Origin of the sequence: Pseudomonas sp. 382 (assembly GCF_002759075.1) — a bacterium.
Taxonomy (GTDB): Bacteria; Pseudomonadota; Gammaproteobacteria; order Pseudomonadales; family Pseudomonadaceae; genus Aquipseudomonas; species Aquipseudomonas vlassakiae.
Genome location: NZ_PEMX01000059.1, coordinates 1 through 14,821, shown reverse-complemented (window position 1 = coordinate 14,821; position 14,821 = coordinate 1). Strand labels below are relative to the sequence as shown.

Below are 14,821 nucleotides of genomic sequence, written 5' to 3'. Positions count from 1 at the left end.
GATGAGCCGGTTTCGGATGGACCGATCAGGCGTCCGCCTCTGGCGGCGTCTCATCATCGAGCGAACGCAGCCAAGCGAGTCTTTCTCCCAGCCTGCGCTCAACACCTCTGTCCGTTGGCTGATACCAGCCCGGCCGCGCCACGCCCTCGGGAAAGTAGCTTTGCCCAGCGGCATAGCCGTTGGGCTCGTCATGGGCGTAGCGGTAGCCTTCGTGATACCCCATCTGCTGCATCAGCTTCGTCGGCGCATTGCGAAGATGGAGAGGCACAGGCAGGGAGCCGTTGTTCTTGACGAAGGCCTTCGCCTTGTTCCAGGCGGCATAGGCAGCGTTCGACTTGGGGGCGGCAGCAAGGTAGGTCGCCGCGTGGGCAATCGGTATTTCGCCTTCGGGGGAACCCAGCCTCTCATAAGCCAGCGCGGCATTGAGCGCCAGTTGCAGCGCCTGCGGGTCGGCATTGCCGATGTCTTCGCTGGCCACCACGATCATGCGGCGCGTCACCTGGCTGACGTCGCCGCTGCCGTCGAGGATGCGGGCCAGCCAGTACAGGGCCGCGTCGGGGTCGGAGCCCCGCAGCGACTTGTGGAAGGCGGAGAGCTGCCAGTAGAACTCGTCGCCGCCCTTGTCGAACCTGCGCAGTGATGGGCTGGTGGACAGTTTGGCAAACTCGCCATCGACCACGGCCTTGCCCGCGCCCGACGCAGCATTCGTCACCTGCTCAAGCAGATTGAGGAAGCGCCTGCCATCGCCATCGGCAAAGCCCTTGAGCAGATCCAGCGCGTCCGCGTCCAACGTGACGCCCTGGAGATGCGGCAGTGCGCGTTCGTAGAGCTGGTTCAGTTCGTCGCCGGACAGCGGTTCGAGGGTATAGACCTGCGCGCGCGAGAGCAGCGCGGAATTGACCGCCAGCCCCGGATGCTCGGTCGTCCCCCCCACCAGGGTCAGGAGCCCCGACTCGACATGGGGCAGTAGGGCATCCTGCTGCGCCTTGTTGAAGCGATGGATCTCATCGACGAAAAGCACCGTCGATCGACCATGGTTGTCCAGTTCTGCCTGGGCCTCGTCGATGGCTTGCCGGATGTCCTTCACCCCGGCAAGCACGGCCGAGATGGCGATGAATCGGCTGTCGGTCGCACTGGCGGCCAGGCGCCCCAGGGTGGTCTTGCCCACGCCTGGCGGCCCCCAGAGGATGAACGAGTGCAACTTGCCCGCCTCGAACGCGAGACGAAGCGGCTTGCCGGGGCCGAGCAAGTGCCGTTGCCCGACGAATTCATCCAGCGTCTTGGGCCGCAGGAGTTCGGCCAAGGGAGGCTTGGGCTTTGTCGTGAATAGATCGGTCAAGTTCCTCTCCCTGGCATTTCTGATAGTTGACGTTCCGATAACGTTGGCACCTCAATCCAGGGAGCCGGATTTGTCCAACGCCGCGGGCTCTTTGTCGCTAATCGCATGCATGATGATGCGAGAGCCGCGGTAGCCGATGCTGTGGTTCCATACCCAGCTCAAAGCGACGCTGAGACGATTTCGCGTACCGATCAGAAAGTAGATGTGCGCCAGCTTCCAGATCCACCACGCAAAGGCACCACGCAGCTTCACCCGCCCCATGTCAATCACCGCCAGGCTGCGGCCGATGGTGGCCAGGTTCCCCTGATGCCGGTATTTGAAAGGTCCGTCAGCGGGCTTGCCCTTCAAACGCCGTCCAATGAGGTTGGCGACGTACTTCCCTTGCTGTTTGGCGGCCGGGGCGATGCCCGGCACGGGCTTCCCATCGGCCATGGTGCACGAGGCTGTATCGCCGATGGCGAAGACCTCCGGCCGACCGGCCACCGTCAGGTCAGGGCCAACGACCACCCGACCCGCACGATCAGACGCAGCGCCCAGCCAGCGAGCCGCGGGAGACGCCTGGACTCCGGCGGCCCAGACGATGGTCTTGGCCGAAAGGGGCTTGCCACCGTACACCACGCCATCGGCCGAGCATTCGGTGACCGGCGTACCCAGCACGACCTCGACGCCGAGCTTTTCGAGCGCCTGGCGCGTATAGGCCGAAAGATCCTCTGGAAAGACGGACAACAGACGCGGGCCAGCCTCGATCAGTACAACCCGCGACGTGCTCGGGTCGATCGAGCGAAAGTCACGCGCCAGCGTGTCTCGTGCAAGCTCGGCGATGGTTCCGGCCAATTCAACCCCGGTGGGACCACCACCGATGATGACGAACGTCTGCAGCGCGGCACGCTGCTGAGGATCGCTCGTGCGCTCAGCCTCCTCGAAAGCCGCGAGGATTCGGCCCCGAATGGTCGTGGCATCTTCCAGCGTCTTCAACCCCGGCGCGAAAGCCCCCCATTCGTCGTGTCCGAAGTAGGCATGGGTAGCGCCTGTCGCGAGCACGAGCGTGTCGTAGGTTTGCCGCAATCCATTGTTGAGAATGACCTGACGCGCGTCCTGGTCGATACCTTCCACTTCCGCCATCAAGGTGTTCACTTCCGGGCGATTTCGGAAGAGATAGCGAATAGGCCAGGCGATCTCGGATGTCGAAAGTGACGCCCCTGCAACCTGGTAAAGCAAGGGTTGGAACAGGTGATGATTGCGCCGATCGATGATCGTCACATCGACCTCGGCACCAGCAAGCTGGTTGGCAACCTCGATCCCGCCGAAGCCCGCTCCGATAATGACGACGTGATGTCGGTTTTTGGAGGTCTTTGTCATGACCTGATCTCCTCTCTCTCAGCGTTTCAGCGCCGATGCGTGGTGTGCCATATGCTCGCCAATGAAACTGGCAATGAAGTAGTAGCTGTGGTCGTAGCCTGGGCGCAGATTCAACGTGAGCGGGTGCCCCGTCTCGTCGCAGGCCTTGCGCAGCAGGTCGGGCTGAAGCTGGCTCTCCAGGAACTCGTCGCCCAAGCCCTGGTCCACCAGCAACGGCAAACGCTCCTGCACGGTGCGAATCAGCTCCACGGTGTCGTACTGTTTCCACACCTCCCGATCGCTGCCCAGGTACGCCTCGAAGGCCTTGTGCCCCCAGGGAACCTGGGTGGGGGCGACGATGGGCGAGAAGGCCGAGACGCTTCGATAACGGCCCGGGTTGCGCAGGGCGATGACCAGAGCACCGTGTCCTCCCATGGAATGGCCGCTGATGCTCCGCTCCGCTGTCACGGGAAAGTGGGCCTCGATCAGCGCCGGCAGTTCCTGCACGACGTAGTCGTACATCCGATGATTCGCAGCCCAGGGTTCCTGTGTGGCATTGACGTAGAACCCCGCGCCCTGTCCGAGGTCATAGGCAGGATCGTCGGCAACGCCTTCGCCGCGAGCGCTGCTATCGGGCGCGACGACGGCAATGCCATGTTCGGCCGCGTAGCGCTGGACGGCGGACTTGGTGATGAAGTTCTGCTCGGTGCAGGTCAGGCCCGAAAGCCAGTACAGCACCGGCACTTTGCCGTGCTGCGCCTGCGGAGGCAGATAGACGCCGACCTTCATCGTGCAACCGAGCGTCGTCGATTCATGCTGATAAACGTCCTGCCAACCATCAAAGCTGGCGTGATGTTCGATGCGTTCCATGTAGTTCTCCTATGTTCAAAGGAACGGCGCAGCTCTCGCGCGCCAAGACGGCAGCTCGTCAGGAAGATTTCTCTTCCGCCACCGTGTCGCCGTGGGCATGCCTGATCCTGCGCACGATCCACCAGATCGTCAGCATCACCGCAGGCACCAGAACCGCCATCACCGGCGCCACGCTGTCGTGAACCATCGGAATGCCCTTGAGCAAGTAGCCGAGAAGACTCACGACGTAATAAGAAATTGCCGCGACCGACAGGCCTTCGACGGTCTGCTGAAGGCGCAATTGCATCTTGGCCCGGTTGTTCATCGACGCCAGCAGATCGCGGTTCTGGCGTTCAAGCTCAACGTCGATCCAGGAACGCAGCAACGCGATGGCCCGGGTCAGCTTGTCTGAGAGCTTGGCCTGGCGCTCCTTTACGGATTGGCATGTCCGCATGGCTGGAGCGATGCGGCGCTGCAGGAAATCCGCCCAGGTGCAGTACCCGGATACGGCCTCTTCCGAAAGCGCTGCCAGCCTTTCCTCGACGATCTCGTAGTAGGCACGGCTGGCACCGAAGCGATAGAGATTCGCCGCAACTCCAGCTTCCAGCTCGGCAGCCAGGCCGGTCAATTCGGACAGCAGCACGTCGCTGTCGCGCCGTTCCACCAAGCTCGTACACATCTCGTCGGTGATCGCCGCAAGGCGCGACTCCATGCGTCGCAGCTCCGACGTCATCGATCGTGTCAACGGCAGGGACAGCAACGCCAAGGTACGGTAGGTCTCGATCTCCAGCAGACGTTGAGCCAGCGCACCCGCCCGCGCCGGGGTCAAATCGCGGGCCAGGACGAGGATCTGCGTCAGGCCATCCTCATCCTGTCGGAAGTCGGTCAGAATGGCGGCAGAGCCGTTCTCCACCAGCGAGTAGCACAGGCTGGCAGGATCGAAGCGATCGGCCTCCTTCTCCGTTTCCGGCGTCCACGGAAGAAGTCTCAAACGGATGCCGGATACGACCGGGCCGGGAGGCACAAATCCATGCCTGAACGGGTTTTCGCCGCACGGCTCTCCCGTCTCGGAATCCAGCGAAGCGCACCAGAGATACGTCGAGAACTCGGTGTGCTTTTCACAGTGCAGGTCTCCTTCGTCCCATGTCACGCCGTGAAGCGGCGTAGCATGGTCGGGTTCGGCAACGCCGAAGCGATGAGACAACTCGCTCATCGCCATCTGATCCTTGGCCTGGTCGCCTTCGGTCATGAAAGCGAGCTGCAATATGCCGCGCGGGGCCTGAATCAACAGATGCGGGCGCGCATGCACTTCACCCACGGCGGCAGCACGATCGGTGTAGGCCGGCATGCCGTACACGGTGGCGGTCGGGGTGGGTTGTACGGTCGTCGTATTTATGTTGGCCGGCTCTTTCATAACGACCTCATTTCTTCTTGGTTGAAAAACACGCTTCAAAGCAAATGCCCGCAGCCATGCGTTTCGCACATGGCTGCGGGCCGATCTTCATGAGCAGACACCGCTCTACACGGTCCGTCTAATAGGCTCGCCGTGTAGAGGCTTGTGCTGGCCCTTTCAGAACGCCCTCAGCTTCCTAGCTTTCAGACGAAGGTGTACGAGCAGACCTTGTTGCCCGCCGGATCACGCAGGTAGGCCGCATAGGCACCCGGCAGGTGGCCACGCGGGCCAGGCTGGCCCTCGTCGGTGCCGCCTGCGGCAAGGCCGGCGGCGTGGAAGGCATCCACTTCGGCGGGAGTGGCGGCCGCAAAGCCGACCGTCACGCCGTTGCTCGAAGGCGCTTCACCATTGCCCGGACGGGCGATGATGAAAGCCGGCTTTTCGCGACCGAAAAGCACCCATCCGTTGCCGAAAGGACCGAGGTTCTTGATGCCGAGAGCACCCAGGGCGGCGTCGTAGAACGCGGCCGACTTCTGGACGTCGGCGGCGCCGATGAAGACGTGCGAGAAGATGCCGTCGCCGGAAATGACAGGAGTGGACATGGTTAGTTTCCTTGATGGTTGGTGTTGAATGGATAGTGGGTGATCAGTAGTGGATCACCGTGCGAATCGACTTGCCTTCATGCATCAGGTCGAAGGCGTGGTTGATCTCGTCGAGACCCATGGTGTGGGTGACGAACGGGGCGAGATCGATCTCGCCTTTCATTGCGTCTTCCACCATGCCCGGAAGTTGGGTACGCCCCTTGACCCCGCCGAAAGCAGAGCCCTTCCAAGTCCGGCCGGTGACCAACTGGAACGGACGGGTCGAGATTTCCTTGCCGGCACCGGCGACACCGATGACGATCGACTGGCCCCAGCCACGATGGGCAGCTTCCAGAGCCGAACGCATCACGTTGACGTTGCCGATGCACTCGAAGGTGTGATCGACACCCCAGCCGGTCATCTCGATGAGAACCTCGTGAATCGGCTTGTCGAAGTCCTTCGGATTGAGGCATTCGGTCGCGCCGAAGGTACGAGCCAGCTCGAACTTCGCCGGATTGGTATCGATGGCGATGATGCGGCCCGCTTTGGCCTGGCGTGCACCCTGAATCGCGGCGAGACCGATGCCGCCGAGGCCGAAGATGGCCACCGAGTCGCCCGGCTGCACTTTGGCCGTGTTGTGCACGGCGCCGATGCCGGTGGTCACGCCGCAGCCCAGCAGGCAGACGTGCTCGGGATTGGCGTCCGGGTTGATCTTGGCCAGCGAGACTTCGGCGACGACCGTGTATTCGCTGAAGGTCGAGCAGCCCATGTAGTGGTAAAGCGGCTGACCGTTGTACGAGAAGCGAGTCGTACCATCGGGCATCAGCCCCTTACCCTGGGTTGCACGAACCGCGACACACAGGTTGGTCTTGCCGGACTTGCAGAACAGGCACTCGCCGCACTCGGCGGTATAGAGGGGAATGACGTGATCGCCAGGCTTCACGCTGGTCACACCTTCACCCACCTCCACGACGATACCCGCACCTTCATGACCCAGCACGACCGGGAAGAGACCTTCGGGGTCGTCGCCCGACAGGGTGAAGGCGTCGGTATGGCAAACGCCGGTGTTCGTGATCTTGATGAGCACCTCGCCCTTGCGCGGCGGCTCGACGTCGATCTCGACGATTTCCAGCGGCTTTCCTGGCCCGAAGGCAACTGCTGCACGTGATTTCATGATGTCGCTTCCTTTACTAGCTAACTAAATTTGCCCTCACCGAGGGCACCCTGGTGCCTCTACCTCAGATAGGAGCGGACGATAGAGATGGTCTCGTCAATGGACTTGTTCTGCGAATCGCTCCTGATTTCGCTACTGGGAAACTCTTCCCGCAGATAGCTCTCCAGAACCGTTGCCATCAATCCGTTGACTGCCCCACGAACGGCCGCAAGCTGCTGAAGAATTGCAGGACATTCCGCACCTGCATCAAGCGCTTGCTCAAGAGTCGCTACCTGACCTTTGATGCGCCTGATGCGCGTCAGTGCTTGCTTCTTTTCTTCCGGGCTGTGTGGCATCGAACACCTCTCTACTTGGGTACACCGCCGCATTATACAATACTCCCCCATAGTATATGCGGCCGAACTTCGCCACAAAATCTGTGCTCTTCGAGCACGCTTACAGGCTAGTACAGATTTGTTCCCAAGAAGCGCAAAACATTCAAATTAATGAATATTTCTTGCATGTATCGACAGCATCGGGGCAAGTTCAAAACTGGTCAAACTGGAAAAATCTATGCGCAGATAGACGTGGCCTATCTAAGCCGACTCATCGAACTGAAGCTAACAAGATGAGACCGGCTAGGCGACCTGACGACCCGAATACCGAGCCTTCCGCAGTGCAGGCAACATCTGGCCGTCCCAGTCACGATCGACCGCAACCTGGGCCTGTTCCTGGTTTCGTTCGAGTGCTTCAACGTCAAGATCACCGATCGCCCATGTCTGCGTGCCGCAAGTCGTCGCGAGAATGCCATCATCCGGGAATCCACGATCCATTGGTGCATAGATCGTGGCCTCGCCAGTGTTCGTGTCCAACGCCGGACTCCAGTCAGCAGCTCCGGTCGTCACGGCCTGCGCGATGAACATTCGGTTCTCCAGCGCCCGCGCCATGCAGCCCACACGGACCCGGGTTGCACCTGCTTGGGTGTCGGTACAGCTCGGGACCAGCAGCAGGCGCACTCCCGCCTCTCTCTGGGCTCGCACGGGCAATGGAAACTCACTGTCATAGCAAACAGCGATGCCGGCACGCACACCGTTCAGGTCGAACACCTTGAGTTCGTCGCCACCTTCGATGACGCCGGTGTCCTTCTCGAACCCCGTCAACTGCAGTTTGTCCTGGTAGTCGCGTGTACCGTCAGGCGCAAACCACCAAGCTCGGTTGCGGTAGCGGTCCAAACCAACCTGGGTCAAAAACGTACCGGCCTGAATGGTCATGCACAACTCGCGCGACAGGTCGGCATACAGTGCCAGCCAAGCAGGCTGCAAGGCCTGCAGCGCGGCCAGAGAGGCGTTGAAATCACGGCGGATGCTAGGCTTGAACGTTGCAGCCAGTTCGAGGGATAGATACTCGGGCAACACGGCCAGTTCCGCTCCGCCACGGCGCGCCTCCTCCAGAACCAGTCGCTGCCGCGCAGCAAATGCCTCGAAGTCCGTCGGCTTACCCACTGCATATTTCGCAACTGCTACTTTCACTTCGCGTTCTCCAGAGAGTGCAGCCACATCGTGAGCGTCTGCTCGGTTTCGGTCGGCTCACCCACCTCCTTCCAGGGCAGCGTAACCTTCATGTCCGACTGTCGCACGTAGCCACGACGGGTCCAGAAGGCATCATTACTGCGGTAGTTGGAAGGACGCCGGGGATCGTCGTCTGCTCGATCCACCGACGCGAACGATGTCCACTGCATGCCGCCCAACGAACGGGCATGCGCTTCGCGTTCGTCAAAGAAGCGATGGCCCAGGCCAAGGCCCCGAAAGGCTGGGAGCAGGACTGATTCGCCGCAGTAAAACACTGCCTCCATCGGGATTCCTCGATCGGCGAACGGTACCTGGAAGGCCGGCTCCGTATCGCCGAGCGGCAACCCCGTGGACGCACCCACAACCACGTCATCAGCGAGCACGAGCACCAACAGGCTGTCTGCCGAACGGGCGTACATGGAAAGGTAGTGCTTCTCGTATTCGATGTCGCCCTCGTACAGGTATGGAAAGCTGCGGAAGACCTTCGCCCGCAGATGTGCCACGGTGTCGAACCATTCGGCAATGTCCGGCCCACGACGAACCAGCACCTGCACGTCGCTGGTCATTTCAGGCGTCCCCTCCGACCTGTGCGATCCAGTCGCCGAGGTTGTAGTAGTTGGTGACACGAGCGATCTTGCCATCGCGGATCTCGAAGAACGCGCCACCCGGCAGCACGTAGCGCTGGCCCTGGGCGTCCGGCAGCCCGTCGTCCGTCACCTTGTATTCGCCATGCACCACGTACTCCGCGCCTGCGCGCAGGCCGTCGGCGCTGACCATCACCACGATCCCGCGGAGTTGCTCGCCATAGCAGCGGTCCATGCGCTGCAGGAAGGCGCGGAAGGCTTCGCGACCGACCTCACGAGCGCCCTGGTTCAAATCGTGCGCGACGTCATCGGTCAACATTGACAGCATGGCCTCGCGGTCACCGCGGTTGAAGGCGTCGTAGTAGGCAGTGATGAGAGTCGCAGCGTTCATTCGCGTTCCTTGTTGGGTTGTTCGGAGCGGAGCATTCCGGGGTGCTGTCAGTCTGGGCAACCGCGCCTCCCTTGTATATGGAATTGTTGCGATTTTATAATTCCACCATCTGGAACAATTAACGAGCGGCGAAACCGACCATGAGGCGTGCGTCATGAACAAGGAAATGGAACTACTGCGCATCTTTCGGGTGGCGGCCGAAAGCAGCAGTTTTCGCGATGCAGCCGTCCGGCTGGGGACTTCTCCGCAAGGTGTCACCCGTGCCATCCAGCAACTGGAGCAACACTACGGCGAGGTGTTGTTTCATCGAAGCACGCGCCAGGTGCGCATCACCGCCTTCGGCGAAGGGCTGTTAGACCAGGTGCGCCCGGCATTGGAGCGGTTCGAGGATCTGTGGCGAACGCCTGGCTCCGACCAGCAGGCATCCCTGTCCGGTACGGTTCGCATCACCGCACCGCACAGCTTGGGCACCAGAGCGGTGCTGCCGGCACTGGAGCGCGTGGCCGCGCGTCATCCCGACATCACGCTGGATGTGCGCCTGTCCGATCGCATCAGCAATACGGTTGACGAAGGGATTGACGTCGGAATCAGGGTCGGATTCATGCGTGATAGCCGCTTCGTCGCACGCAAGGCAGCCGACATGAAACTTCCGATCGTTGCCGCTCCGCGCCTGATCAAGAAAGTGGGCGTACCTGAAAACATCGATGCGCTAAGCAGCCTGCCAGCTACCGTGGCCTTGGATATCAATACCGGCCGTCCCTGGCCTTGGCACTTCAAGGCGGGACGCCAGTGGACACCTGCCGCACCCACTCTCGTCGCCGACAATGCCGACATGGAAATGGGAGCGGCGCTGGCCGGGATCGCGTTCGCGCAACTGGCGGACTACATGGCCGCCCCCTACATTGCCAGCGGGAAGCTCGTGCGAGTGTTGGAGAGCGAAGAACCTCCGGCATGGGGGTTGTACGTCTATCGGCCTCAGCGTGGCCCCATTCCGGGAAGGGTTCGAGCGGTATTTGATGAAATGCTGGTCGCCGTTGGATCGTTGCCAGCTTTGCGCTGACACGTCGCAAGACACTGAAAGGCACACGCCCTGGAAAGCGGGGCACTGAGCCTTGGCGGCTCGCCCCTCCGGTTGAATGATGAGCCGACCGTCTGCCCGCTTGCGCCAGGTGCAGATCGGTCGGCCATGCAACCCTATGCCGGCAAACGATTAGATGTAAATGAATTGCCGGTACAAACCATCCAACTGACGACGAATATCTTCGACGCGCTGCTCGTCACCGGTATCGGTAAATTCGAGTAGCTGCTGTTCCTTGGCAGTGATCTGATCGCAAAGGTCGGACAAATTCTCGCAGAAAGCCTCGGAGTGAACGGTGGGCTCCTCCGTATTCGTCTCTTCTCCTGCTAGTTTTCGCACAGACGAGGCCGGAGAAATCCCATTTTCCTCGTTAAAGGCAATTTGAAGCTGCCTGCGCCTATTGGTTTCATCGATCGCCTGTTTCATCGCCGGAGTCACCGCGTCGGCGTACAAGATCGCCTTGCCGTTTTCATTCCGAGCGACTCGACCTATCATCTGAATGAGAGCATGGGCCGAACGCAAGAATCCTGCACGGTCTGCATCGAGAATAGCAACCAATGATGCCTCTGGAATATCCAGCCCTTCGCGCAAAAGACTAATCCCAATCAAAACATCGAACTCTCCTGCGCGCAGGCCATTGATGATCTCAACACGATCCTCCGCTTTTATGTCCGAATGCATGTAGCGCGCTCGAATCCCGTTGTCCGTCAAGAAATCCGTTAGCTCTTCTGCACTGACCTTCGTCAGCGTAGTCACGAGCACGCGATTTTTCTTCTTCACGCACTTCGATATTTCGGCAAGCAGGTCATCTATGTATCCGTCCGCTTTCCGCACCTCAACCTTGGGATCAAGCAGTCCCGTTGGTCTGATAACTTGTTCGACAACCCTGTCTTTCGACACCCTCAGCTCGTAGTCTCCCGGAGTAGCGGAAACAAAGATGGTCTGAGGCTTGACCTTCTCAAATTCACCAAAGTTCAACGGGCGATTGTTCTTAGACGAAGGCAAGCGGAACCCGTAATCTATCAACGTCTCCTTGCGCGCCTGATCCCCCCGGTACATTGCGGATATCTGTGGCACCATGACGTGGGATTCATCGACGAACAGAAGCCCATCTTTCGGCAGGTAATCCAGCAATGTGATCGGAGGCGAGGCCGGGTCCCGTTCGCTGAAGTAGCAGGAATAATTTTCCATGCCCGAACAATAGCCTACCTCGCGCATCATCTCCACGTCATGCGTGATCCGCTCGTACAGCCTGTTTGCCTCGACCAAGCGATTATTCCTGTTCAGCTCGGCAACCCGCTCTTCCATATCAGCGAGTATCTTCTTGGACGCGGAATCTATTTTATTCGTGGGCGGTGCAAAAAGCGTCTTTGGCGAAACCAAGTAATGGTCAATTGCCCCAAGCGTTTTACCTGTAACAGGGTCTAGCCATTGAACAGACGCAACAGAGTCATCCAGCAGTTCCACCCGAACTGCCCTATGCTCGGAATCAGCAGGAAAGATATCGATCACATCACCTTGAGCGCGAAACGTTGCACGTTTGAGAGTGCGCTCAGTGCGATCATATTGCAGCAGAGCCAAACGACGAATCAGCTCTCTCTGGTTTAGTTTGACCCCAGGGGACAGAGCGATCTGCAACGCTCGGTACGCCTCCGGGTCACCCAGGCCGTAGATTGAAGACACCGAAGCGACGACGATCACATCGCGGCGCTCAATCAAGGATTTGGTCGTGGACAGGCGTAGGCGCTCAAGGTGATCGTTGATGGCCGAGTCCTTTGGAATGAAACGATCGGTGCCCGGCATATAAATCTCGGGCTGAAAATAATCGTAGTAGGAAACGAAGTACTCGACAGCATTCTCAGGAAAGAAGTGCTTCATTTCACCATAAAGCTGCGCGGTCAATGTCTTGTTAGGAGCCAAGATCAACGTGGGCCGCTTCAGACGATGAATCACATTGGCCATCGTAAAGGTCTTACCAGAGCCGGTGATACCCTTCAGCGTCTGGTGTGTCGCACCTTCTTCTATGTCCGATAGCAGGCGCGCTATCGCCTCTGGCTGGTCCCCCGCCGGCGTATAGCTGGAGTGCAGAATGAACGTACCGGTTGACATTAGATATCTCCTAATTGAGCTACTTCAATTTGTCCTGATGTATCGGCTATTTCGGAAGACCTATAGCAGTACCAAACTGGGGTGTAAATGACGGCGATCCTGCCACGCCCCACCTGGGCGTAGGCGTCGCCAACATGATAGCCCAACACACGGGCGGGCTTCCCAGTGCATATCCGCCGAGCGCCACGACGTCAGCCAGCGGCCCGTCTGCCAATGCACCTGGAGCTACTCGCCTCGTTCAGCGCCGACATCGAGTCGTGGCGGGCGAGATTGCTCTGTACGCCCCATGTGTGGCGGCGGCTCCCGCCGATGCGCGCCTTTGCCTCTCTCAGCCATCAAGACGAGACGCCGGAGGCGTGGAGCTACGTCACCTGCTAAAGATGCACGATCTCAACATTCGGCCATTTGCCTGCAAGGTACTCGGCCACTAGCCTCCGATGGCAGTGATGGGGCTTGTCTTCGCTGCAAAGCAGGCAACTGTTATCAATCTTTTCTTTATCGATTGACTCAATCTTTCGGGACGACATTAAATCCAGAAACTTCCTCGCGTAGATATCCCAATCTCCCCCTTTTATTTTATATGCCTCGAACATGTCCTTGGTTGGAGCAAGTGCTGGCAGGTGCTCATATTCCATCCCACACAACGCCTCGGAAAAATACCGAAGATCCTCGCGCTTTGCGAAGCCGGCCAATTGCGAAACATTATTCAGACGAACATCGACTAGGCGTTTGGCACCAGAATCACCTAATTTGGTGAAGAAGGATCGCGCGGAGGTCTTAGTGAATCCAATCGTGAATATCTTCATCTGCCTTACTCCACTCGTTCCTTCATCCATAAATGGCTGTTATTGATCTGCCGCCAGGTACGCCCGTCAATCGCAGCCAAGGAAACGCCGGGGGCATGGCGTACTAGCTACTCCACAACGGCCACGGCAGGCTCCATTCTCTGGCCGCTTCAACGACTCGCGGCCACGACCCGAGCAGCTCAAGAGCTTAGCACCGCCTTTTGCGGTTGCGTGCTTCACCACTCCCGCTTCTTCCCTTCCAGAACGCGCCAACTGCTAAGCTACATGAGGACGACTCGCCCTACAGCGCGAAGCACCTGTGTTCGCGCTATTGGCTGTCCCGTGCGTTGTGGTGCTGGCCGCCGATGACGAGCCGAGCCTACTGAATGGGCACTGCGCACAACAGCCTTTCATGCGTGCCACCTGCGTGATCAAGGTTGAACGCAGATCGAAGCGTGCACAGGTTTTTTCATAAAAGTATAAAATTCAATCAACTCTATCAGAAGAAAATCTATGATCGTAAGAAACTTTGAATACTTGCTTGCTTTGCACCGTGAAGGCCATTTTGGCAACGCGGCAAAAAGCTGCAATGTTTCTCAGCCGACACTCTCCGCGGGCATCAAGCAATTGGAGGAAGACATGGGTGTCGAGATCGTGCGTCATGGCCGACGCTACGACGGGCTCACTTCTGAAGGAATGCGCGTACTGTCTTGGGCTCAGCAGATGTATGACGACTGCAAAGGACTGGAGCGAGAAATCTCCGCACTACGGCGGGGTATAGAGGGGAAATTCCGGCTAGGGATACTCCCAGGAACTGCCGGCGTAGCACCCACATTAAGCATCGCCCTTGCCGAAAAAACACCTTTACTTCAACAATCAATTCTGGTCTCCGGCGCTTCTTCCCTGCTGCAGGCGATTCGAGAAAACAATCTGGATATCGCACTCATGCATTTGGAGGATATTCCAGGGGAAGACTTCGATACTCACCTTCTGTACCGTGAACGCATTTTCCTTTTTCACGCCGCTAGAACACAGCAACCCCGAAGCACAACGTGGGACCATGTTCTTAATAGACAACTGTGCCTGCTGAACTCGGCAGTACCTGAATCCATTCAAGATAGACTGACGCAATGTACCGCACAGACTATTCGCACTGATTCAATTGACGTGCTATCGGCACACGTGGCGACAGGAAAATATTCGGCAGTTCTTCCGCAATCTCTCGCCGGCCAACTCGCACACATTCCGAATCTCCACGCAATCGGTATCAGTGGACCAATGTCACACTCAAATGTCGGATTCGTTGCTGGGAAAAATGCGTTCGAGGCACCGTCATCGCACGCATTGCTCGAAATGGTGCACACCCCAGAACTGGCCGCCGCTCTTCAATCCGTTATATCGATCCATCGTCGGTTCCAGCCCAAAGCAGACTCATCCCAAAGCCCCTTGAAATAGCGAGTCTCGAAGAGCAACGCTGTATTGCTTCAACCAGGCAAAGATGGCAGGCACGCCGTGTGCGCCGCTAAGGATGGTCTGAAGTAGCCATGCATTTCCGGCTGACTTCAGCCTCCGCCGATTTTGAAAGCGGCAAACCGATCAAAAACGATCAGATAACCAGCTCATTTCGGTGTTTCTAGCCGCCGAGAACACCTC

The 14,821-nt window shown here is 58.9% G+C and carries 14 protein-coding genes; 2 read left to right on the top strand and 12 right to left on the bottom strand.

Going from position 1 to position 14,821, the window contains the following annotated elements:
* Positions 1 to 25: 25 nt before the first annotated feature.
* The 10 genes from CQW31_RS29715 to CQW31_RS29670 all read right to left on the bottom strand — a co-directional run bounded on the left by CQW31_RS29715 (position 26) and on the right by CQW31_RS29670 (position 9,196).
* Entirely contained in the window at positions 26 to 1,339 is a 1,314-nt protein-coding gene (locus CQW31_RS29715; protein ID WP_099816051.1) for a replication-associated recombination protein A, read from the bottom strand.
* A 51-nt stretch (positions 1,340 to 1,390) separates the two neighbouring features.
* Positions 1,391 to 2,698, bottom strand: coding sequence for an NAD(P)/FAD-dependent oxidoreductase (locus tag CQW31_RS29710; protein WP_019726352.1), 1,308 nt, complete (start codon positions 2,696 to 2,698; stop codon positions 1,391 to 1,393).
* 18 nt (positions 2,699 to 2,716) lie between these two features.
* The gene (gene fghA / locus CQW31_RS29705; RefSeq protein WP_007182551.1) at positions 2,717 to 3,547 is read right to left on the bottom strand and encodes an S-formylglutathione hydrolase; all 831 of its coding nucleotides are present in this window, start codon (positions 3,545 to 3,547) and stop codon (positions 2,717 to 2,719) included.
* A 58-nt stretch (positions 3,548 to 3,605) separates the two neighbouring features.
* Complete coding sequence (locus tag CQW31_RS29700; RefSeq protein WP_019726353.1) at positions 3,606 to 4,940, bottom strand: DUF3422 family protein; 1,335 nt, start codon at positions 4,938 to 4,940, stop codon at positions 3,606 to 3,608.
* Between the two features lie 182 nt (positions 4,941 to 5,122).
* Entirely contained in the window at positions 5,123 to 5,521 is a 399-nt protein-coding gene (locus CQW31_RS29695; RefSeq protein WP_009459624.1) for a VOC family protein, read from the bottom strand.
* Positions 5,522 to 5,564: 43 nt separating this feature from the next.
* Positions 5,565 to 6,674 carry an S-(hydroxymethyl)glutathione dehydrogenase/class III alcohol dehydrogenase gene (locus tag CQW31_RS29690; RefSeq protein ID WP_011871467.1) on the bottom strand — a complete coding sequence of 370 codons (1,110 nt, stop codon included), beginning with the start codon at positions 6,672 to 6,674 and terminating at the stop codon, positions 5,565 to 5,567.
* A 59-nt stretch (positions 6,675 to 6,733) separates the two neighbouring features.
* On the bottom strand, positions 6,734 to 7,009 hold the full coding sequence (gene frmR / locus CQW31_RS29685) for a formaldehyde-responsive transcriptional repressor FrmR (protein ID WP_007182548.1): 276 nt from the start codon (positions 7,007 to 7,009) through the stop codon (positions 6,734 to 6,736).
* Positions 7,010 to 7,291: 282 nt separating this feature from the next.
* Positions 7,292 to 8,182, bottom strand: a complete 891-nt coding sequence (locus CQW31_RS29680) for a carbon-nitrogen hydrolase family protein (RefSeq protein WP_009459621.1) — start codon at positions 8,180 to 8,182, stop codon at positions 7,292 to 7,294.
* Complete coding sequence (locus tag CQW31_RS29675; RefSeq protein ID WP_009459619.1) at positions 8,179 to 8,787, bottom strand: GNAT family acetyltransferase; 609 nt, start codon at positions 8,785 to 8,787, stop codon at positions 8,179 to 8,181. The genes CQW31_RS29680 and CQW31_RS29675 overlap by 4 nt, the downstream gene beginning before the upstream one ends.
* A gap of 1 nt (position 8,788) precedes the next feature.
* Positions 8,789 to 9,196: a ketosteroid isomerase-related protein gene (locus CQW31_RS29670; RefSeq protein WP_009459611.1), complete on the bottom strand. Its 408-nt coding sequence runs from the start codon at positions 9,194 to 9,196 to the stop codon at positions 8,789 to 8,791.
* A gap of 154 nt (positions 9,197 to 9,350) precedes the next feature.
* Between CQW31_RS29670 and CQW31_RS29665 the strand changes: the two genes are divergently transcribed.
* Entirely contained in the window at positions 9,351 to 10,256 is a 906-nt protein-coding gene (locus CQW31_RS29665) for a LysR family transcriptional regulator (RefSeq protein WP_009459605.1), read from the top strand.
* Between the two features lie 150 nt (positions 10,257 to 10,406).
* Here CQW31_RS29665 and uvrB read toward each other — a convergent pair whose 3' ends face one another.
* Entirely contained in the window at positions 10,407 to 12,383 is a 1,977-nt protein-coding gene (gene uvrB / locus CQW31_RS29660) for an excinuclease ABC subunit UvrB (RefSeq protein WP_009459603.1), read from the bottom strand.
* 374 nt (positions 12,384 to 12,757) lie between these two features.
* Entirely contained in the window at positions 12,758 to 13,189 is a 432-nt protein-coding gene (locus CQW31_RS29655) for a DUF488 family protein (protein ID WP_009459601.1), read from the bottom strand.
* A 492-nt stretch (positions 13,190 to 13,681) separates the two neighbouring features.
* On the opposite strand from CQW31_RS29655, the gene CQW31_RS29650 reads away from it, so the two are divergent.
* Positions 13,682 to 14,623 (top strand): LysR family transcriptional regulator, encoded by a 942-nt coding sequence (locus CQW31_RS29650; RefSeq protein ID WP_009459599.1) that lies wholly within the window; start codon positions 13,682 to 13,684, stop codon positions 14,621 to 14,623.
* The last annotated feature ends 198 nt before the right edge of the window (positions 14,624 to 14,821 follow it).

Bases quoted from the DNA above. Each gene is read 5' to 3' on its own strand.
- CQW31_RS29710 (WP_019726352.1), bottom strand. From the start codon at position 2,698: ATGACAAAGACCTCCAAAAACCGACATCACGTCGTCATTATCGGAGCG.
- fghA (WP_007182551.1), bottom strand. From the start codon at position 3,547: ATGGAACGCATCGAACATCACGCCAGCTTTGATGGTTGGCAGGACGTT.
- CQW31_RS29700 (WP_019726353.1), bottom strand. From the start codon at position 4,940: ATGAAAGAGCCGGCCAACATAAATACGACGACCGTACAACCCACCCCG.
- CQW31_RS29695 (WP_009459624.1), bottom strand. From the start codon at position 5,521: ATGTCCACTCCTGTCATTTCCGGCGACGGCATCTTCTCGCACGTCTTC.
- CQW31_RS29690 (WP_011871467.1), bottom strand. From the start codon at position 6,674: ATGAAATCACGTGCAGCAGTTGCCTTCGGGCCAGGAAAGCCGCTGGAA.
- frmR (WP_007182548.1), bottom strand. From the start codon at position 7,009: ATGCCACACAGCCCGGAAGAAAAGAAGCAAGCACTGACGCGCATCAGG.
- CQW31_RS29675 (WP_009459619.1), bottom strand. From the start codon at position 8,787: ATGACCAGCGACGTGCAGGTGCTGGTTCGTCGTGGGCCGGACATTGCC.
- CQW31_RS29670 (WP_009459611.1), bottom strand. From the start codon at position 9,196: ATGAACGCTGCGACTCTCATCACTGCCTACTACGACGCCTTCAACCGC.
- CQW31_RS29665 (WP_009459605.1), top strand. From the start codon at position 9,351: ATGAACAAGGAAATGGAACTACTGCGCATCTTTCGGGTGGCGGCCGAA.
- uvrB (WP_009459603.1), bottom strand. From the start codon at position 12,383: ATGTCAACCGGTACGTTCATTCTGCACTCCAGCTATACGCCGGCGGGG.
- CQW31_RS29655 (WP_009459601.1), bottom strand. From the start codon at position 13,189: ATGAAGATATTCACGATTGGATTCACTAAGACCTCCGCGCGATCCTTC.
- CQW31_RS29650 (WP_009459599.1), top strand. From the start codon at position 13,682: ATGATCGTAAGAAACTTTGAATACTTGCTTGCTTTGCACCGTGAAGGC.